Source organism: Pseudomonas sp. GD04158 (assembly GCF_029834875.1).
GTDB lineage: Bacteria > Pseudomonadota > Gammaproteobacteria > Pseudomonadales > Pseudomonadaceae > Aquipseudomonas > Aquipseudomonas hydrolytica.
On the sequence record NZ_JAODYT010000025.1, the window covers coordinates 12355 to 30035 of the forward strand.

Here is a 17681-nt window from a genome sequence, read left to right on the forward strand (position 1 = left end):
CTTTATGGAGTAGACGATGACAGACGTACCGGCCTTCGATGCCGAACTGGACGCCTGCGGGCTGAGCTGCCCGCTGCCGTTGCTCAAGGCCAAGCTCGAACTCAATCGCCTGGGCAGCGGTGCCGTGCTCAAGGTCAGCGCCACCGATGCCGGTTCGCAGCGGGATTTTCGCGCCTTCGCCAGCCTGGCAGGGCATGCGCTGCTGCATGAAGAGGTCGAGGCGGGCGTCTACCGCTACTGGCTGCGCAAGGCCTGAGCGGCTGTCGCAGCTTGAAACACATCCCAGTGGTCATTCATTCACGGCGTGCGCCATTTTTCACATGGCTGGCGTAGTGAAAGAGCCGGTTTCTCCCCGTTAAGGAATTCTATGGTCAAGGTTTTGCGTAGTTGGCTGCATCGTTACTTCTCCGATGAGCAGGCGGTGGTGCTGGCGGTGCTGTTGGTGCTGGGGTTCGCCGTGGTGCTCACGCTCGGCGGCATGCTCGCGCCGGTGCTCACCGGTTTGGTGCTGGCCTTCCTCATGCAGGGGCTGGTCAATGGCCTGGAGCGCCTGAAGGTGCCGCAGATTCTGGCGGTGTGGCTGGTCTTTGCGCTGTTTCTGGGAGGCTTGACCATGTTCATGCTGGTGCTGATGCCGCTGCTCTGGCATCAGCTGAGCACTCTGTTCAACGAGCTGCCGCGCATGGCGGCCGAGTGGCAGGCGGTGTTCCTGCTGCTGCCGGAGCGCTACCCGAGCCTGATCACCGACGAGCAGGTGGTGCAGCTGATCGACAGCATGCGCGGCGAGGCCGGCAAGTTCGGCCAGTGGGCGCTGTCGTTCTCGCTGTCCAGCCTGCCGATGCTGGTCAGCATCATGATCTATCTGGTGCTGGTGCCGATTCTGGTGTTCTTCTTCCTCAAGGACCGTGAGCAGATCGGCCAGTGGTTCCGCGGCTATCTGCCGCGCGAGCGCGCGCTGATTACCCAGGTCGCGCAGGAGATGAACCAGCAGATCGCCAACTACATCCGTGGCAAGTTCATCGAGATCATCATCTGCGGGGTGGTGACCTACATCGCCTTCGCCTTCCTCGGGCTCAATTACGCCGCGCTGTTGGCGCTGCTGGTCGGCCTGTCGGTGGTGGTGCCCTACATCGGCGCGGTGGTGGTAACGGTGCCGGTGGCGCTGATCGGCCTGTTCCAGTGGGGCTGGAGCGATCAGTTCCTCTATCTGATGGTGATCTACGGCATCATCCAGGCGCTGGACGGTAACGTGCTGGTGCCGCTGCTGTTCTCCGAGGCGGTCAATCTGCACCCGGTGGCGATCATCTGCGCCGTGCTGCTGTTCGGCGGTTTGTGGGGCTTCTGGGGCGTGTTCTTCGCCATCCCCCTGGCCACCCTGTTCAAGGCGGTGCTCAATGCCTGGCCGCGCGCCGAGCCGGAAGCCATCGAGTTGAACTAGGGACGCACAAAAAAAAGGCCGCAATTGCGGCCTTTTTTCTGGCGGTGCGGGGTCACGCCTTGTTCAGGGCTTCTGCGGCTTCCAGCACCTTGTCGACATGGCCGGCGACCTTCACGTTGCGCCATTCCTGGCGCAGCACGCCGTTCTTGTCGATCAGGAAGGTGCTGCGCACGATGCCCATGTATTCCTTGCCGTAGTTCTTCTTCAGCTGATACACGCCGAACTGCTCGCACAGCTTGTGCTCCTCGTCGCTGATCAGCTCGAAGGGGAACTCCTGCTTGCACTTGAAGCTTTCGTGCTTCTTCAGGCTGTCCATGGAAACGCCGAAGATCAGCGTATTGGCGGCCTGGAACTGGGCGAAGCGGGCACGGAAGTCCATGCCCTCGGTGGTGCAGCCCGGGGTGGCGTCCTTGGGGTAGAAATACAGCACGACCTGCTGCCCCTTGAGGTCGGACAGCTTGACCTGCTTGCCGCTGGTGGCCTCGGCCTGGAAGTCGGCAACGGGTTTGTCGAGTTCAACGGACATGAAAACTCCTTCATTTAGAGGTTGTCGGCGATCTCGCGAGCTAGAGCCATGCAAGGCAGAAGCAGGTGAGGCCGCGGAGTTTACGAGTTGTAAATGAGCAGGCCGAACCTGTTTCTAACGCAGCAGGGCCGACGCGCAGCAGATCGTCATGGATTCTGCGGGCGCCAGGGTTCGATCAGCGCATCCAGATTCAGCGCATCGGCGAAATCGAGGAACTGATCGCGCAGCCAGCTGATCTGGGTGCCGGCCGGCAGGGTCACGGTCAGCGTGGCGTTGAGCATGGTGCCGCCGGTCTGCGGGGCCTGGTAGGTATCGCAGGTGAGATTCTCCAGCTCGACGCGATGGTCGATGAAGAACTGACACAGCTCGTTGAGGATGTCCGGGCGATACACGGCGCTGACGTAAGCCACGTAGGGCAGCGCCTGCGGGCGGGCCTCGGCGGCGGCGCTGCGAATCATGCTGACCGAAAAGTCGCTCTTCTTGGCCAATAGCGGCAGGCTCGACTCCAGGCGCGCCAGAGCGTCCCAGCTGCCGGAGACTTGCAGCACCAGCGCACTGTATTCGCCATGACGGCTCAGGCGGGTGCTGATCACCGCGCAACGGTTCTCGTGACAGGCGCGGCTGAGCAGGTTGGTCAGGGCCATGGCGTCGGGGCCGAGAGCGCTGATGACGAGGAATTGTTCGCGAACGGGGGGGGTGGACATGCAGCCTTCCTAAAGCGATGAACGGTCTGCGCACGACACACCGCAGACCAAAGACAGCAGGTTAGCGAAAAGCACCGCCGAGGGGAATGCCGGGGACCATGCGCATGGGCCGACAAGCCGAGCCGTTAGGGCCTTGTCCGTTGCTTGTGCCGGACTGGTGGCACCAGTACCATTACGGCTCAATTTTTCCGGCAGGAGCGGTTGCATGATTGCGGGCAGTATGGTGGCACTGGTCACGCCCATGGATGCACAGGGTGGTCTGGATTGGGAGGCCCTGAGCAAATTGGTGGATTTCCACCTGCAGGAGGGCACCAATGCCATCGTCGCGGTCGGCACCACGGGTGAGTCCGCCACGCTGGACGTGGGTGAGCACATCGAAGTGATCAAGCGCGTGGTCGATCAGGTGGCCGGGCGCATCCCGGTGATCGCCGGCACAGGCGGCAACTCCACCCGCGAGTCGGTGGAACTGACCCGCGCAGCCAAGGAGGTCGGCGCCGATGCCTGCCTGCTGGTGACCCCGTACTACAACAAGCCGACCCAGGAAGGCCTGTACCTGCACTTCCGCCACATCGCCGAAGCCGTCGCCATTCCGCAGATCCTCTACAACGTGCCGGGCCGTACCGTCTGCGACATGCTGCCGGAGACCGTCGAGCGTCTGTCGAAGATCGACAACATCATCGGCATCAAGGAAGCAACCGGCGACCTGCAGCGCGCCCAGGAAGTGCTGGATCGCGTCAGCAAGGATTTCCTCGTCTACTCCGGCGATGACGCCACCGCCGTCGAGCTGATGTTGCTGGGCGGCAAGGGCAACATCTCCGTCACCGCCAACGTAGCGCCGCGCGCCATGAGCGATCTGTGCGCCGCCGCCATGCGTGGCGAAGCCGCCATCGCCCGCGCCATCAATGACCGCCTGATGCCCCTGCACAAGGCGCTGTTCCTCGAGTCCAACCCGATTCCGGTGAAATGGGCGCTGCACGAAATGGGCCTGATGGGCGACGGCATCCGTCTGCCGCTGACCTGGCTCAGCCCGCGCTGTCACGAACCGCTGCGCCAGGCCATGCGCCAGTGCGGCGTATTGGCTTAACCTAAGGATTCTACGCATGAAGCGACTGGCCGGATTTTCCGCCCTTGCTCTGATCGTCTCCAGCACCAGCGGTTGTGGCTGGCTCTGGGGTGACAATGGTTACTTCCGTGATCGCGGCAGCGACTACCTGGAGGCGCGCCAGACCGCGCCGATGCAACTGCCGGCCAACGTTCAGGCCAAACGTCTCGACCCGCTGCTGCCGGTGCCTGCGCAGGTAGCCAGCACCAGCGAAACCTCCGGCAAGTTCGAAGTGCCGCGCCCGCAGAGCCTGCAGGTGCGTGCCGACGAGCGTGAGTTCAGCCTGCAGCGCAGTGGCGATTCGCGCTGGGTGGTTGCCCAGCGTGTACCGGCCGAGGTCTGGCCGCTGGCGCGTCAGTTCTTCGAGGACAACGGTTTCCGCATCGCCAGCGAGCGTCCGCAGACTGGCGAATTCACCACCTCCTGGCAACGTTTCGATGAGCTCTCCGCCAGCATGGCGCGCCGCCTGAGCAGCCGCGTCTCCGGCGTCGCGCCGGACGCCGAGACCCGTGTGCGCGTGCGCATCGAGCCCGGCGTGCAGCGCAACACCAGTGAGATCTTCGTCACCAGCGCCGAGCGTCCGGCCGGCAGCACTGCCGATGTCGATTTCGCCGCGCGCAGTGGCAACGCCAGCCTGGAGGCGGCGCTGCTCGACGAAATGCTGGTGAGCATGGCGCGTGGCGTGGAGCAGGGCGGTTCCGTATCGCTGCTCGCTGCCCGCGATTTCGATGCGCCCAGCCGCGTCAGCCTCAGCGAAGACGGCAACGGCAACCCGGTGCTCAACCTCGGCGCCGACTTCGACCGTGCCTGGTCCGGCGTTGGTCGTTCGCTCGAGCTTGGCAACGTGCGCGTCGACGACCTCAACCGCAGCCTTGGCCTGTACTACATCAACCTGGCCGAAGGTGCCCAGGTCAACGAGCAGAAGCCCGGTTTCTTCGGTCGCATGTTCGGCAGCGAGCCGAGCAAGGAAGAGATCGAAGCCCGCGCCGAGCGCTACCAGGTGCGTCTGACCCCGGTGGGCGATGGCGTCCAGGTCACCGTGGAAAAGGATCTCAACACCGTTGCCCCGGCCGATGTGTCGCGCCGCGTGCTGAGCCTGATCCAGGATAATCTCGGCTGATCAGCGCAGCGCGCTCCAGCCGTTAATCGATGGGCGAAACCCGCAAAGGTTTCGCCTGTTTTGTTTGCCAGAAACGGAAATGCCGACATGAGCACACCCACCACCCTGAGCCTGAAGAAGATCTACTCGGGCAAGGTCCGCGACCTCTACGAAATCGACGACAAGCGCATGCTGATGGTGGCCACCGATCGTCTGTCGGCATTCGACGTCATCCTCGAACAACCGATTCCGGAGAAGGGCAAGATCCTCACCGCCATCTCCAACTTCTGGTTCGACAAGCTGGCCGGCCTGGTGCCCAACCACTTCACCGGTGACAAGGTCGAAGACGTGGTGCCGGCAGCCGAGCTGCCACTGGTCGAAGGCCGTGCGGTCGTCGCCAAGCGCCTCAAGCCTGTCGCCGTGGAAGCCATCGTGCGTGGCTACATCGTCGGCTCCGGCTGGAAGGAGTACCAGAAGAGCGGCACCGTCTGCGGTATTGCCCTGCCGGCCGGTCTGAAGGAGGCGGCCAAGCTGCCGCAGCCGATCTTCACCCCCTCGACCAAGGCTGCTGTAGGCGACCACGACGAGAACATCAGCTTCGAGCAGTGCGAAGCCATCATCGGTGCCGATCTGGCCGCCAAGGTGCGTGACACCGCGATCAAGCTGTACACCACAGCTGTCGAGTACGCCGCTACCCGCGGCATCATCATCGCCGACACCAAGTTCGAATTCGGCCTGGACGAAGACGGCACCCTGACCCTGATGGACGAGGTGCTGACCCCCGACTCCAGCCGCTTCTGGCCGGCCGACAGCTACGCCGAAGGCAGCAACCCGCCCAGCTTCGACAAGCAGTTCGTGCGCGACTGGCTGGAGTCCACCGGCTGGAACAAACAACCCCCGGCCCCGGCCGTGCCGGCGGACGTCGCGCAGAAAACCGCGGACAAATACCGCGAAGCGCTGACCCGGCTGACCGCGTAAGCGGCAGAGCCTGCCCAAGCGGCCAAAAAACGCCTCCCCTTTAAGGGGCGGCGTTTTCGTATGGGGCATGCGGAGTTTGAATGGCTTGACTGAGGTATGAAAGCAAAAGCCCCGGACCGCATTGCGATCCGGGGCTTTTCCATGAATGGCGGGAAGATAAGGATTTGAACCCGTTTTTACGGGTGCCTGTTGCTGCCCAAAGCCAGCAAAATCGAGCCTTGCGCCTCATGCCTTCTGCCCATTGCGGCACTCTTTCGCCCGTTGATTTCGACACTTTTTCGACACTCGGCTAGACAGCATTAGGGGCTCCGGGTAGCGTCTAGCCATCACAACGCCCTGGATCGTCTGAATTCTGGATGCTTTGCGTGTCGCTTTTCCTTCTGCCCAAGTTCCTTTCCTCATTTTTAGCTTGATTAAAATCAAGGGCTTAGCGAAATTCCAGGCAGGTTATCAGACGCCAGCGGGTATTTTATGCGACAGCAATGTCGCCTAATTAATAGTTAGAGGCTTTCATGGAAATTCGTGACGCTTTAAATCTTATTCACCGAATCGAAAACCTTCCAGAAATATATAATAAAATTGAAATGGCGGTATGTTCAGTCATACACAGCTACTTTGATGAGATGCTTGAGGTTGAAAAAAAAGAATCTGCAGTCATGGGGCGCGAAAATTACAGCTCCGATGAATTGAATTCATTTCTTGACCAGAAACGATCTATATATGATAAGTACTGGTCTAATCATTCCGCATATTATCAACCCTGCTCATCTAGTAGCGAGCCCCGGCATGTTTGGGCACACCTTTGCGACATTGAAGTGCTCCAGAATGGTGATGATGAAAATCCACTATTTATCTTTAAGGCGAACTACAAAAAACCAGATAGCAGCACAAAAATAGCTAAAGCGTTTATTTTAAAAGAATCTGGTTCATCACTTAAAATTGAACATGAGTTCTTTGGGTAGGCCTCTAACAAATGGTTCAAACCGTTCGCTTCGCTCACTGGGACGGGCTAAAGCCCGCCCCTTAACCAAACGTTAGGTCACACGATGAATTGGCGCCCACTTGCAAACTGCAAGAAAAAATCTTTTGGAAGAGGTGTGGTATTCCGTTTCCCGGCAAAAGCTCCATTTGAGAAAATCGTCGACTTCATGATTATCGAAGAACATGATTCACCAACGTTTTATAAGCTGATATGTTCATCTGGCCATCATGCCGGACAAACCGAGTTGGTGTTTCCTGCCGAAGCAAAGCATGAAACTGGCGCAGTGTCAGTGGCTTGGCTAAAGAAAAATTGGCAAACCTGGATTTATCCCGAGTGCGAAGTTGAAGCCGTCAGTTACGTGGACTGTTATCCACCGGGCCACGGCGTGAAACCTAACTAGTGGTTCAAACCGTTCGCTGCGCTCACTGGGACAGGCTAAAGCCCGCCCCTTAACCAAACGTTAAGAGCCACAAGGAAGTACCATGAAAAGACCACCAACAGATCGCAAAATTTTGCAGAAAATCCATGACCGGTATTTAAAAGAATTCGGCGATTTCAAAAAAAGGCGATCCGAAATCCGAAAGGCAAACGAAAATTTACGTGCCTATTGATTGTAAGGCTATAGCGAACGATCTTAAGGTCGATCCGGATATAGTATTTTGCCGCCTCTATTATCATCTAGATAAAAAATATGGATACCGCCAAGACGATGGATCTAAAGTGCACTTGTTCGCCTTTGCCTTAGGAAACGAACGACACGCCGTAAACTTTCCGCTACTCTCAGCTGTTTTGGCGGAGCTCAAACAATCTTGGTTTCAGTTTGCAGCTCCACTCGTCATATCAGTCATCGCCTTATTAGTTTCTCTAGTGAGCTTGCTGTGCGGCTCTTATCGCTCGCTTTGCTCGCTGGGACGGGCTAAAGCCCGCCCCTTAGCCAAACGTTAGGAGCCTTTGTGGAGTCTGTGCAGCTCAATCAAGCGTTCCTTAGCCATACGCCGATTTCTGGTGTGGCCTATCAGCATAATGATTTCGTGCTTGTCGTAAGTGGCGCGCACGCCGGCAGCAAAGGCTCGCTAGCTTCTCTTATATCTCTCAGCCCAGAACCAACATTTATTCTGGAGCTGGAATCCGGTCTTGATGTAGAAATCAAACAATCGGAGCTTGCGCATGCAGTCTCCTAACAATGCGCTCAAAGCGCTCACTTTTTTCGCTGGGACCGCGTTCCGCGGCCCCTTAGCTTAATCGTTAGGCAATAAAATGTTCGATCTCGATTATCAGCCTCTTCGTTACCGTACCCGCTGGTTCGCCTATCTGGACTTGTTGGGATTTACAAATTTGGTTAATTCAAAGGCTATTGAAGAGGTCATCCCAGTGTATTCTGAAGCACTTAGCCGAATGCGTTCGGCGTGTAAGCTAGGGATAAAAGAATCTGGATTGCTAAGTTACTGGTTTTCCGACACATTTATCATCTACACAGGGTCGGATAGCTTGGAGGACTTCGCTCACCTTGAAAGCGCTGCAAGGAATTTTTTCCAGCTACTTATTACGAAAAACATTCCGGTTCGAGGGTGCATTAGCCATGGGAAGCTTTACTCTCAAGCAAAGAAGAATATTTTCATTGGGCCAGCGCTGATAGAGGCTCATACTTATGGTGAGGCTCTGGACTGGATAGGCTTCTGTTTAGCTCCAAGCGTGGAAGAAAAGCTTAAGAGCGACTTGCCGCTAGATCAAAGGTATTGCTACAGGCAGGTTTCAGACAGGGCTATACTAAGAAAAGCTCCTGTAGATTATCTGTATGCTTATGCGTTCAACAACGGGTCCGTCAATGGGAAGAATCACTTCCGAACAGCGCTGACCAAAATGAAGCAGGACTCTCCGGTGAGTGCGCAAATTAAGTATGAAAATACGCTTGGATTCATCGATAAGCATGCCTAACTATCGCGTCAAATGCGACGCTCGTACCTCGCGCGCTTTACGCGGGCGTTAGCCAGCCTAGTCGCCATGCGGCATAACTTATGAAACTAGAAGAATTCGCAACCGAGTGGGTAAGAGCGATTGAACACTTTGATCAAAGTACAGAGGTTCCATGGACTGAGTCATTTCTGACCGATCTGTGGCTCAAAGGTAAGCACGAGCAACTCTGGGAATTTATCGTTTACACATCCCAGCTGGATCTTCCCGAGAATGTGGCAGGCTACTTGGCTGCAGGGCCACTAGAAGATCTATTGGCAAGTGCTGGGCCAGTTTTCATTGAGCGCGTTGAACTCCTTGCGGGCTCAAGTCCAAAATTTAAATCTCTGCTCCAAGGTGTTTGGAGAAATGAAATCGAAGAAGCCGTTTGGCTACGTATGCAAGCAATTCTTGCAAGCGGCTAACAAATGGTTCAAATCGTTCGCTACGCTCACTGGGACGGGCTAAAGCCCGCCCCTTAACCAAACGTTAGGCTTTTCAATGCATATATCGCGCTCAAATGACATTTTGCTCGCAGCAATCGTATCACTTGCAGTTGTCTGGCTTGCCTTGATCAATGGGGATGCACTGTACTTAGGTATTTGGTATTACTTTGCTGTTCCAATTGTCCTTTTAGGTGCCTGTGCAGCTCTTAACCCCGCGCCCCTTTTCCTAACAGGCACATCACTTGGCATTGCCATATCGCTGCTTTGTGTAATGTCTGTTAACTGGGGAGCCTCACGCCCCGAAGGTCTGCTTGGGCTAGGTCATTTATTCTCACTACCAGGTGCTATTATTAGCGCAATTCTTACAGCATCTCTGGTAAAAAGAAAATTTGGAAACCGGCCGCTTATGGCTTTATCCCTAGGTCTGAGCGGTCTACTTATTGGCTATTTCATCAACCAAATAATTGTTTGCAACTCTGTAATGTGGTGCGGGACACTTTCCCTGTCTGCCAAATGAAAAGCCTAGCAACAGGTTCAAATCGTTCGCTTCGTTCACTGGGACGGGCTAAAGCTCGCCCCTTAACCAAACGTTATTTCATGACATAGATATGATTGCTCGAATCACCGTAGCGTTCATCCTGATTGTGGCTATAGGCGGTATTTATCTAAATTTCACAACGCCTCATGCAAAAGAACAATTGTTTGACTCCGACTTGTGGATTAATCTCAATGGAGAGTCAATGCTGAGCGATCCTGGCTGCGTTAGGGGTGGAATGGCTCTATCTCTTATACGAAATGACAGGTTAATTGGCCTTCATAATACTGAGGTATTAGCACTTTTAGGCGACACTAAAGATCCAAATTCTTCTACCGAATTTCGCTATAGTCTCGGACAGTGTCATTGGGATTGGAAGCACAGCTCAATGGTAGTGCGCTTCAATGCCAGCGACATAGTGACGGATACTTTTATTGAGGCAGAGGAGTTTACTGAAAACTAATGTAGATCTGAATTTCTTAATCGATCTAAGTGCTACATAATTGCCTGTTGCTTAATTAAGTGGTTCTCAAAAAAATGAAATCGAAGCCATTTCTAATTGTTGGGGCGGTCGGGCTGCTATTTTTGTTCTTGGGGGCGAGTTTCATTATTGGGCTTAAAGTATTGCCGACTTCGGTTGATCCAAGCTGTAGGGCCATCTGTGGTCTAGGCCTGCTTTTCTCTACTTTCTTTGGCCCCGAGGTAGGTTCTTATCTCATTGGTCTTATATGGTCAGCGATTGGCATTTCCTTACTTGCTGCGGTTTATCGATTGTCACGATAGACGGAGCTTAATCAATCACTAGTCCCGGTAGTTAAGTCCAACATGCGACCTGCAATTTCGTCGCTCAATGCTTCCTTCTTTTCCTCCGCAGAAATCCTCCAGCTTTCTTTCTTCCTTGATTCCAGTAACTCGCAACTTCTCTTGCGGTCGCACTTGAATCACAGGCTTTGGAATTTCTCTAGAGCTGAGCACATTGTCAGCCCCTCTCGGGGTGTAGTTCTGATCGTTGAATACGGTTTGTTTGACTGCAGGGCTATCTGAGCCAGTGGGCTGCTCAGGTTGCTGCGTAGACATTGCGTCTCGCCTTGCCTGCTCTTCCACGATCTTGTCCCAGTCGTTCCTGGGCGCTGGTTCTGCTCGGCTGATTTCGGCAACCGGTGTGGGTTTCGGCTGCTGCCTGTTCTCGGCTTCAGCAATTGCCTGAACAGCTTCGACAAGGCCCTGGGTGAGTCTCGCTTGCCGGTGCCTGCTGGCCAGTCATCGCACGTGCTGCGGCACACCTTCGCCAGCCATTTCGTCATGAACGGTGGCAACATCCTGACCCTGCAGAAAATCCTGGGCCATACCACCTTGACCATGACCATGCGCTACGCGTACCTGGCTCCTGATCACCTGCAGGATGCCGTCAGGTTCGGACCAGCTAGCGATCACCAACGCTTTTTCGGCATCATCACTCCATAGCCATATCCGATGACGCGTGCTTTCCGGTGCCGCAAGCATTGCTTAGCATGTACACAACGTATATACGTTGTAGTTACGAATTGACTGATAGGTGACGACCATGGCCAAAGAAGCCGTTTTCAATCTGAAGCTTGAGCCCGAACTGCGCGAAGGCTTCATGGCAGCCGCCCAAGCTGCACACCGGCCGGCCTCACAGGTCATGCGCGACCTCATGCGCGACTTCATTCGCCAACAGCAACAGGCCAAAGAGCATGAGGAATTCGTGCAACGCAAGGTCGCTGCTGCCAGGGCATCGGTAGAGGCAGGTCGTGGCCGCTCCAATGATGATGTAGAAGCTGAATTCGCCGCTCGCCGTGCTAAGGCTCTGGGTCACTGATGCAGGTCATTTGGACACCCGAGGCACTGCAGGATCGTCTGGATATCTGGGAATACATCGCAACCGACAACCCACGCGCTGCTGTGCACCTGGACGAGCTATTCAGTGCTGCGGCCGCCAGTCTGGCTGACTTCCCCGACAAGGGCAGGTTGGGAACGGTGGCCGGTACTCGCGAACTGATCCCCCACGAGAACTACCGCCTTGTCTATCAGGCTGAGCCTGACGCCGTCTGGATTCTCGCCCTGGTGCACGTCGCCAGAATGTGGCCGCCGATCCAGAGCTAGCAGCAGTCTCAACCCGCTTTCGACACCTTGTATGTCGCAGATAGCAAAAGCCCCCGAAACTCTAGGAATTTCAGGGGCTTAGGCTTGAGATATGGCGGGAAGATAGGGATTTGAACCCTAGGTGCCATTGCTGACACAACGGATTTCGAATCCGTCCCGTTCGACCACTCCGGCATCTTCCCAGGCGGCGCGCATAATAACAGCTCAATGCGCTTTGGCGAAGCATATTTTGAAAAATTTTCTTGTTCTATCAGGTGGTTGAGTAAACGACGCGCACCGTGGCGCTCCCTTCTCTGCCTGCGCGTGGGTTCAGGCGAAACCACGTGCAGGTACTCCTGATGCGTGGCGTCTCAGAACGCCATGCTGAACCCGATGGTCGGGTTGAAGTGGAAGCGCGGGTCTGCGACGAACAGCTTGTCGTCACCGACTTTCTTTGCCACACGGACAATGTAAGGCGTGTCCTGCTGAATTTTTTCTAGCGAGTTTCTCCCAGCGACCTCAAGCAGCTCGGGACTTCTGGCCCAGTCTTCCAGATTGCTGGGGACGAACCTAAGCGATACATACCAAGCGCCCGACAACGCTGGCGGGAGGTCTTTCTCAGGCTCGCTTTTCTCGACTTTGATGTCAGTGATTTCGTAGCGGTTGGTAAAGCAGAAGCCAGGCATCTGTTCATCATGGACAGCTTTGCCCTTTGCAGTCAGCTCGTACTGTGCACCTGAGAGAACCACCAAGCCGGTGCTTGTGAAAGGTGCAAGAATTCTCTCGTTACCCTCGGCGCGTTTGGCATCCAGTGGGAATCTGAACAATGGCGATACTGCGCAGCCCTTCCTCCCTTGGTAGTTAGCCAGCGCACTCTTTATCTCCTCGTTGGACGGGGCGTTATCGCCACAGCCAATCAGGGCAAGTGCCAGAGGAAGTGTGATGGTGAAATTTTTCATATCGAGTCCTTTCGTTGGGGGCAGCGCCAAGGCACTAAGCATGACCAGTTCCTTTGGCGGCAGCTAAGGTGGGAGCGATAAATGTATCCGATCGCTTGGCAAGACTACCATTGCCATAGTTTCTGTCAGTGGCGTGGAGGCGCATATGTGAAGCCTGTCTTTTCTTGCGTCTGCGCCGATGCGTGCCTCAGGTGGGGCTCTGAGCCATCTGCCTATGGATGTGATCGAAACCGTAAAAATGAGGCTTGGCACAATGCCACTGCCTGGACTACTCTCCGGTCACCGGGCTAACGAAGTGGCCAACAGGCAGGACGCCGACCCCATACACTTCGTTAGCTCGGTATCCCAATCGCTCGCCGTGCGCGGTCATGCGGACGGAAAACGACAAAGCCCTCCGAGAGAGGGCTTTGTCGTTTCTGAGGCGTGAGGGCTGTGCGGAAGAGTAAAAAAGCGTCCCTGCTGGGTTTTCCCTTCCCGCCCTGTCTGCTGCTTAGCATAGGCGAAGCATGGCGCTCTGCCATGTCCGCTTGTGCATTTGACTGGAGAAGAGGGTGGCGCAGGCCGGGGAGTGCGCCGGTCTGCGCTGAGTTGCTGGAGGAGCCCCCGCCGTCCGGCGGGGGCGCTCAGTGGTGATGCTGCAGATGCGCCCTGTCGGGCTTGGCGGCGATCAGGTGCTCGGGCAGGTCGAGCAGGTCGGTGTCGTAGGTCTCCAGCGGCGGCGGGCGACGCTCGAAGCGGGCGCCGAGCACCAGCAGGCAGGGCGTCAGCAGCAGCGTCAGCACGGTGGCGAAGGCCAGGCCACCGGCGATGGCGCTCGACAGTTGCGTCCACCACTGCGTCGAGGGCGCGCCGAAGCCGAGGCTTGGCGTCACCAGGTCGACGTTGATGCTGAGCACCATGGGCATCAGGCCGAGGATGGTGGTCACCGCGGTGAGCAGCACCGGGCGCAGGCGCAGGCTGCCGGTTTCCAGCGCCGCCTCGCGCGGCTCCAGGCCCTGGCGGCGCAACTGGTTGTAGGTGTCGATCAGGATGATGTTGTTGTTCACCACGATGCCGGCCAGGGCAATCAGGCCCATGCCCACCATGACGATGCCGAACGACTGACCGTTGATCAGCAGGCCCATCAGCACGCCTGCGGTGGACAGGACGATGGCCGACAGCACCAGCGCGGCCTGGTAAAGGCTGTTGAACTGGGTCACCAGGATGATCGCCATGAGGAAAATGGCGACGATGAAAGCGGTCATCAGGAAGGTGGCGGCTTCGCGCTGGTCGGCGTCCTCGCCGGCGAACTTCACCTTGACCTCGGCCGGTACCTCGCCGAGCGCTTCGCGCAGCGCCTTGAGGCGTTCGTCCAGGCGCGCGCCTTCGGCCAGGTCGGCCTGCAGGGTGATGGTGCGGTCGCCGTCGACGCGGCGCAGGGTGCCGACCTTGGGCGCCGGCTGCAGATCGACGAAGTTGCTCAGCGGCACCTGGCCGGCCGGCGTATTGAGGGTCAGGCGACCAAGCTGGTCGAGCGAACGCCAGTTGCCGGGCAGGCGCACGCGGATGTCCACCTCGTCGGTGGCATCCTCGGGACGGTAGGTGGCCAGCTTCAGGCCGTTGGTGATCATCTGCACCGCGTTGCCGACGCTGAGCACGTCGGCGCCGAAGCGCGCGGCGGCCTCGCGGTCGACCTTGATCCGCCACTCGATGCCGGGTAGGGCGCGGTCGTCCTCGATATCGGCGAAGCCGCCGAGTCGCGTCATTTCATCGCGAATGCGCTCGACCCACTGTTCGCCCAGCGCCGGATCCATGGCGCTGATCTGCAGTTTGACCGGCTTGCCGTCGGTGGGGCCCTGTTCCTGCTTGCGGAATTCCAGGACCACGCCGGGAATGCCGGCGGTGCGCTGACTCATCTCGGCGAGAATGTCCTTGGCCGGGCGGCGCTGGTGCCAGTCGACGAACTGGAACTGCAGGGTGCCGATCACGTCGGCGCCGAGCTGGCCATCCGGTTGGGCCAGGGAGCGTGCGTACAGCGCCTTGACTTCGCGCATGCCCAGCACCTGGCTCTCCACCTGCTTGAGCAGGGCGTCCTTCTCCTGCACCGACAGATCGCCGCGGGCGCGCAGCCAGATCTGCGCGCTTTCCGGCTCGACGTCGGGGAAGAATTCCACGCCGTGGTTGAAGCGGCCGTAGCCGACGTAGATCAGCGCGATCAGCGCAAGCATGCCGAGCAGGGTCAGGCCCGGACGCCTGAGCAGCTTCTCCAGCAGGCGGCGATAGGCATTGCCGGCACGGCTGAGGCCCTGTGCCTGCGGTCGCGCATTGCCGCCGCTGACCGCACCGAGCACCGGCAGGAACACCAGGGCCATGGCCAGCGAGGCCAGCAGGCAGAGGATCACCGTGGCCGGCAGGTACTTCATGAACTGGCCGACCACGCCGGGCCAGAACAGCAGCGGCAGGAACACCACCAGGGTGGTGGCGGTGGAGGCGATCACCGGCCAGGCCATCCGCGTGGCGGCATTGGCCCAGGCCTGGCGCGGGCTCTGGCCCTGGTGCAGATAGCGGTCGGCCAGTTCGGAGACGACGATGGCGCCGTCGACCAGCATGCCGGCCACCAGAATCAGGCTGAACAGCACGACGATATTGAGGGTGAAGCCGAGCATCCAGATCAGCAGGATGCCGGTCAGGAAGGCGCCGGGAATGGTCAGCCCCACCAGCAGCGCCGAACGCATGCCCATGCTCGCCACCACCAGGATCAGCACCAGGACGATGGCGGTGAGCACGTTGTTGAGGAGGTCGCCGAGCATGGTCCGCACTTCCTGCGACTGATCCATGATGTAGCTGACTTCCACGCCCGGCGGCAGCAGCGGCTGCGCCCGCTCCATTAGCGCCTTGACCTGCTCGATGGTCTCGATGATGTTGGCGCCGCTGCGCTTGGCCACTTCCAGCACGATGGCCGGCTGGCCATTGATGCGGGCGAAGCCGGTGGGGTCCTTGAAGGTGCGGCGAATGCTGGCGACATCGGCGAAGGTGACCACGCTGTCACCGACCACCTTGATCGGCATTTTCATCACGTCTTCGAGGTCTTCGATGACGCCCGGCACCTTCATGCTCATGCGCCCGGCACCGGTGTCCAGGCTGCCGGCGGCGACCAGGCGGTTGTTGCGGCTGACCAGGTTGAACAGCTCGTTGTAATCGATGCCGTAGCTGTCGAGCACCTGCGGGTCGACGACGATTTCCAGCAGGTCTTCGCGGTCGCCGCCGATCTCCACCGAGAGCACCTCGGCGATGCCTTCGATGTTCTCCTTCAGGCGCCGGGCGATGTAGACCAGTTCGTTTTCGGCGATGGGGCCGGACAGGCCGATCGACAGCACCGGGAACAGCGCCACGTTGACCTCGTTGACCGTCGGCTCGTCGGCCTCTTCGGGCAGTTTGCTGCGTGCGGTGTCGACCTTCTCGCGCACGTCGGCCAGGGCCACCTTGGCGTCGAAGCCGGCGTCGAACTCCAGGGTCACCGAGGCGTGGCCTTCGCTGGACACCGAGCGCATTTCCTTGACGCCCTCGAGGCTGCGCAACTCCTGCTCGAGCGGGCGCACCAGCAGGCGTTCGCCGTCTTCCGGGCTGATGCCCTCCAGGGTGACCGAGACGTAGATGATGGGAATCGCCACATCCGGGTTGGATTCCTTGGGAATGGCGACATAGGCGGCCAGGCCGCCGAAAATCAGGAAGGCCAGGATCATCAGGCTGGTGCGACTGCGATCCAGCGCCGCGGCAATCAGTGCATGCATCTCAGCTGCCCTCGGCGGCAAGTTGCGTGCGCACCTGCTGGCCGGGCTGGACGAAGCCCTGGCCGAGGGTGATCAGCGCCACCTTCGGTGGCAGGCCGCTGACCCAGGCGCCCTGGTTGTCGACGCTGATCAGTTGCACCGGGGTGAACTCCACGCGTTGCGCCTCGTTGACCCATTTGACCCCGTGGCGGCCGCTTTCATCCAGGCTGAGCAGGGCAGGGGACAGGCGGTGAGCCATGGCCTCGCCGGTCTGGATATGCAGGGTGGCGCTGGCCCCGGCCAGACGCAGGCCGTCCGGGTTGTCCATCTTGACCTCGATGCGGAAACTGCGCGAGCCCGGATCGGCGGCGGCGGCGATAAAGTGCAGTTCGCCCTGCAGCGTGCGGCCGTCGAGCAGTTCCACCTTCACCGGCTGGCCCAGTTCAAGCTGGGTGACCTGTTGCTGGGCGATCTGCGCGCTGACCTTGAGGCGGTCGATGTCCACCAGGGTCAGCAGGCTCTGCCCCGGCTGGACGAAGTCGCCCAGCTCGACCATGCGCTGATCGTAGATGCCGGCGAACGGCGCCCTGATCTTGGTATTGCGCAGTTGCAGGCGAGCGCTGTCCAGTTCGGCGCGGGCCTTGGCCAGCTCGCTTTCCAGACGCATCAGCTCGTTGGCGGAAATCAGGTTGCGCTCGCGCAGGCGTTTGGCGGCGGTCACATCGCTTTCGCGCTGGCGCACATCGGCCTCGCTACGCGCGACCTGGGCCGGGCGATCATCCGGGGACAGGCTCAACAGCAGTTGCTCGGCGGCGACGCGGTTGCCCTTGTCCTGATCCAGGCTCTGCACGCTGCCGCTGACCTGGGCGCGCAGCTCGACCCGGCGCCAGGCCTCGATCTGGCCCTGCACCACATGCTGGCGCTGCATCGGCTCGGCCTGCAGCCATTGCACCTCGACGCGCGCCAGATCGGCGGCCGCAGCGGGTTGGTCCGGCTCGACCGCGTCGCGAGCGGCGAAACGATCACCGCTGAGCAGCCAGGCCAGCAGCGCGACCACGATGACGATGGCGATGATCCAGGGACGTTTGCTGAGTTGCGCGAACATGGGGG

Annotated in this window: 18 protein-coding genes, 1 tRNA gene and 1 pseudogene; 14 read left to right on the forward strand and 6 right to left on the reverse strand. The window is 58.6% G+C overall.

Features of this window, described 5'->3' with window-relative positions; translation table 11 throughout:
* The first annotated feature begins 16 nt into the window (after window positions 1-16).
* Window positions 17-256, forward strand: coding sequence for a sulfurtransferase TusA family protein (locus N7333_RS11730; protein WP_003245121.1), 240 nt, complete (start codon window positions 17-19; stop codon window positions 254-256).
* A 111-nt stretch (window positions 257-367) separates the two neighbouring features.
* Window positions 368-1438, forward strand: a complete 1071-nt coding sequence (locus N7333_RS11735) for an AI-2E family transporter (protein ID WP_096826133.1) — start codon at window positions 368-370, stop codon at window positions 1436-1438.
* Window positions 1439-1490: 52 nt separating this feature from the next.
* Here the strand turns inward: N7333_RS11735 and N7333_RS11740 are convergent, their stop codons facing one another.
* Both N7333_RS11740 and N7333_RS11745 read right to left on the reverse strand, forming a co-directional pair.
* The gene (locus tag N7333_RS11740) at window positions 1491-1964 is read right to left on the reverse strand and encodes a peroxiredoxin (RefSeq protein ID WP_012018185.1); all 474 of its coding nucleotides are present in this window, start codon (window positions 1962-1964) and stop codon (window positions 1491-1493) included.
* A gap of 146 nt (window positions 1965-2110) precedes the next feature.
* Entirely contained in the window at window positions 2111-2668 is a 558-nt protein-coding gene (locus tag N7333_RS11745) for a glycine cleavage system protein R (RefSeq protein WP_012018186.1), read from the reverse strand.
* 205 nt (window positions 2669-2873) lie between these two features.
* Between N7333_RS11745 and dapA the strand changes: the two genes are divergently transcribed.
* From dapA to N7333_RS11805, 12 genes and pseudogenes are all read left to right on the forward strand, one after another.
* Window positions 2874-3752, forward strand: coding sequence for a 4-hydroxy-tetrahydrodipicolinate synthase (gene dapA, locus N7333_RS11750; RefSeq protein WP_003245112.1), 879 nt, complete (start codon window positions 2874-2876; stop codon window positions 3750-3752).
* Window positions 3753-3768: 16 nt separating this feature from the next.
* Entirely contained in the window at window positions 3769-4890 is a 1122-nt protein-coding gene (bamC, locus tag N7333_RS11755) for an outer membrane protein assembly factor BamC (RefSeq protein ID WP_003245111.1), read from the forward strand.
* Between the two features lie 87 nt (window positions 4891-4977).
* Window positions 4978-5847: a phosphoribosylaminoimidazolesuccinocarboxamide synthase gene (locus tag N7333_RS11760; RefSeq protein WP_129484172.1), complete on the forward strand. Its 870-nt coding sequence runs from the start codon at window positions 4978-4980 to the stop codon at window positions 5845-5847.
* A 512-nt stretch (window positions 5848-6359) separates the two neighbouring features.
* Window positions 6360-6809 carry a hypothetical protein gene (locus tag N7333_RS11765; protein ID WP_129484173.1) on the forward strand — a complete coding sequence of 150 codons (450 nt, stop codon included), beginning with the start codon at window positions 6360-6362 and terminating at the stop codon, window positions 6807-6809.
* Between the two features lie 84 nt (window positions 6810-6893).
* Complete coding sequence (gene imm45 / locus N7333_RS11770) at window positions 6894-7229, forward strand: Imm45 family immunity protein (protein WP_252576672.1); 336 nt, start codon at window positions 6894-6896, stop codon at window positions 7227-7229.
* Between the two features lie 553 nt (window positions 7230-7782).
* Window positions 7783-8010 (forward strand): hypothetical protein, encoded by a 228-nt coding sequence (locus tag N7333_RS11775; RefSeq protein ID WP_129482044.1) that lies wholly within the window; start codon window positions 7783-7785, stop codon window positions 8008-8010.
* A 76-nt stretch (window positions 8011-8086) separates the two neighbouring features.
* Window positions 8087-8764, forward strand: coding sequence for a hypothetical protein (locus N7333_RS11780; RefSeq protein WP_129482045.1), 678 nt, complete (start codon window positions 8087-8089; stop codon window positions 8762-8764).
* Between the two features lie 80 nt (window positions 8765-8844).
* Window positions 8845-9204, forward strand: a complete 360-nt coding sequence (locus N7333_RS11785; protein WP_129482046.1) for a DUF6869 domain-containing protein — start codon at window positions 8845-8847, stop codon at window positions 9202-9204.
* A gap of 629 nt (window positions 9205-9833) precedes the next feature.
* Window positions 9834-10223 carry a hypothetical protein gene (locus N7333_RS11790; RefSeq protein WP_129482048.1) on the forward strand — a complete coding sequence of 130 codons (390 nt, stop codon included), beginning with the start codon at window positions 9834-9836 and terminating at the stop codon, window positions 10221-10223.
* A 728-nt stretch (window positions 10224-10951) separates the two neighbouring features.
* Window positions 10952-11224, forward strand: a pseudogene (locus tag N7333_RS11795) (tyrosine-type recombinase/integrase); the annotation flags it as partial.
* Between the two features lie 100 nt (window positions 11225-11324).
* A complete protein-coding gene (locus N7333_RS11800) occupies window positions 11325-11600 on the forward strand; it encodes a hypothetical protein (protein WP_003245104.1) in 276 nt (91 codons plus the stop codon).
* The gene (locus tag N7333_RS11805; protein ID WP_129482050.1) at window positions 11600-11884 is read left to right on the forward strand and encodes a type II toxin-antitoxin system RelE/ParE family toxin; all 285 of its coding nucleotides are present in this window, start codon (window positions 11600-11602) and stop codon (window positions 11882-11884) included. The genes N7333_RS11800 and N7333_RS11805 overlap by 1 nt, the downstream gene beginning before the upstream one ends.
* 92 nt (window positions 11885-11976) lie before the next feature.
* On the opposite strand, the gene N7333_RS11810 is transcribed toward N7333_RS11805, so the two are convergent.
* The 4 genes from N7333_RS11810 to N7333_RS11825 form a co-directional block, all read right to left on the reverse strand.
* Window positions 11977-12066, reverse strand: a tRNA-Ser gene (locus N7333_RS11810).
* 168 nt (window positions 12067-12234) lie between these two features.
* Entirely contained in the window at window positions 12235-12822 is a 588-nt protein-coding gene (locus tag N7333_RS11815; protein WP_129482051.1) for an acyltransferase, read from the reverse strand.
* A 623-nt stretch (window positions 12823-13445) separates the two neighbouring features.
* Window positions 13446-16592 carry an efflux RND transporter permease subunit gene (locus tag N7333_RS11820; protein ID WP_129482052.1) on the reverse strand — a complete coding sequence of 1049 codons (3147 nt, stop codon included), beginning with the start codon at window positions 16590-16592 and terminating at the stop codon, window positions 13446-13448.
* A 1-nt stretch (window position 16593) separates the two neighbouring features.
* Window positions 16594-17676: an efflux RND transporter periplasmic adaptor subunit gene (locus tag N7333_RS11825; RefSeq protein WP_129482053.1), complete on the reverse strand. Its 1083-nt coding sequence runs from the start codon at window positions 17674-17676 to the stop codon at window positions 16594-16596.
* Window positions 17677-17681 lie beyond the last annotated feature (5 nt).

What these genes read in the sequence shown, in the direction of transcription:
- N7333_RS11815 (WP_129482051.1), bottom strand. Translation starts at nt 12,822, where the DNA reads ATGAAAAATTTCACCATCACACTTCCTCTGGCACTTGCCCTGATTGGC.
- N7333_RS11745 (WP_012018186.1), bottom strand. Translation starts at nt 2,668, where the DNA reads ATGTCCACCCCCCCCGTTCGCGAACAATTCCTCGTCATCAGCGCTCTC.
- imm45 (WP_252576672.1), top strand. Translation starts at nt 6,894, where the DNA reads ATGAATTGGCGCCCACTTGCAAACTGCAAGAAAAAATCTTTTGGAAGA.
- N7333_RS11825 (WP_129482053.1), bottom strand. Translation starts at nt 17,676, where the DNA reads ATGTTCGCGCAACTCAGCAAACGTCCCTGGATCATCGCCATCGTCATC.
- N7333_RS11735 (WP_096826133.1), top strand. Translation starts at nt 368, where the DNA reads ATGGTCAAGGTTTTGCGTAGTTGGCTGCATCGTTACTTCTCCGATGAG.
- N7333_RS11800 (WP_003245104.1), top strand. Translation starts at nt 11,325, where the DNA reads ATGGCCAAAGAAGCCGTTTTCAATCTGAAGCTTGAGCCCGAACTGCGC.
- N7333_RS11805 (WP_129482050.1), top strand. Translation starts at nt 11,600, where the DNA reads ATGCAGGTCATTTGGACACCCGAGGCACTGCAGGATCGTCTGGATATC.
- dapA (WP_003245112.1), top strand. Translation starts at nt 2,874, where the DNA reads ATGATTGCGGGCAGTATGGTGGCACTGGTCACGCCCATGGATGCACAG.
- N7333_RS11760 (WP_129484172.1), top strand. Translation starts at nt 4,978, where the DNA reads ATGAGCACACCCACCACCCTGAGCCTGAAGAAGATCTACTCGGGCAAG.
- N7333_RS11785 (WP_129482046.1), top strand. Translation starts at nt 8,845, where the DNA reads ATGAAACTAGAAGAATTCGCAACCGAGTGGGTAAGAGCGATTGAACAC.
- N7333_RS11730 (WP_003245121.1), top strand. Translation starts at nt 17, where the DNA reads ATGACAGACGTACCGGCCTTCGATGCCGAACTGGACGCCTGCGGGCTG.
- N7333_RS11780 (WP_129482045.1), top strand. Translation starts at nt 8,087, where the DNA reads ATGTTCGATCTCGATTATCAGCCTCTTCGTTACCGTACCCGCTGGTTC.
- bamC (WP_003245111.1), top strand. Translation starts at nt 3,769, where the DNA reads ATGAAGCGACTGGCCGGATTTTCCGCCCTTGCTCTGATCGTCTCCAGC.
- N7333_RS11765 (WP_129484173.1), top strand. Translation starts at nt 6,360, where the DNA reads ATGGAAATTCGTGACGCTTTAAATCTTATTCACCGAATCGAAAACCTT.
- N7333_RS11740 (WP_012018185.1), bottom strand. Translation starts at nt 1,964, where the DNA reads ATGTCCGTTGAACTCGACAAACCCGTTGCCGACTTCCAGGCCGAGGCC.
- N7333_RS11820 (WP_129482052.1), bottom strand. Translation starts at nt 16,592, where the DNA reads ATGCATGCACTGATTGCCGCGGCGCTGGATCGCAGTCGCACCAGCCTG.
- N7333_RS11790 (WP_129482048.1), top strand. Translation starts at nt 9,834, where the DNA reads ATGATTGCTCGAATCACCGTAGCGTTCATCCTGATTGTGGCTATAGGC.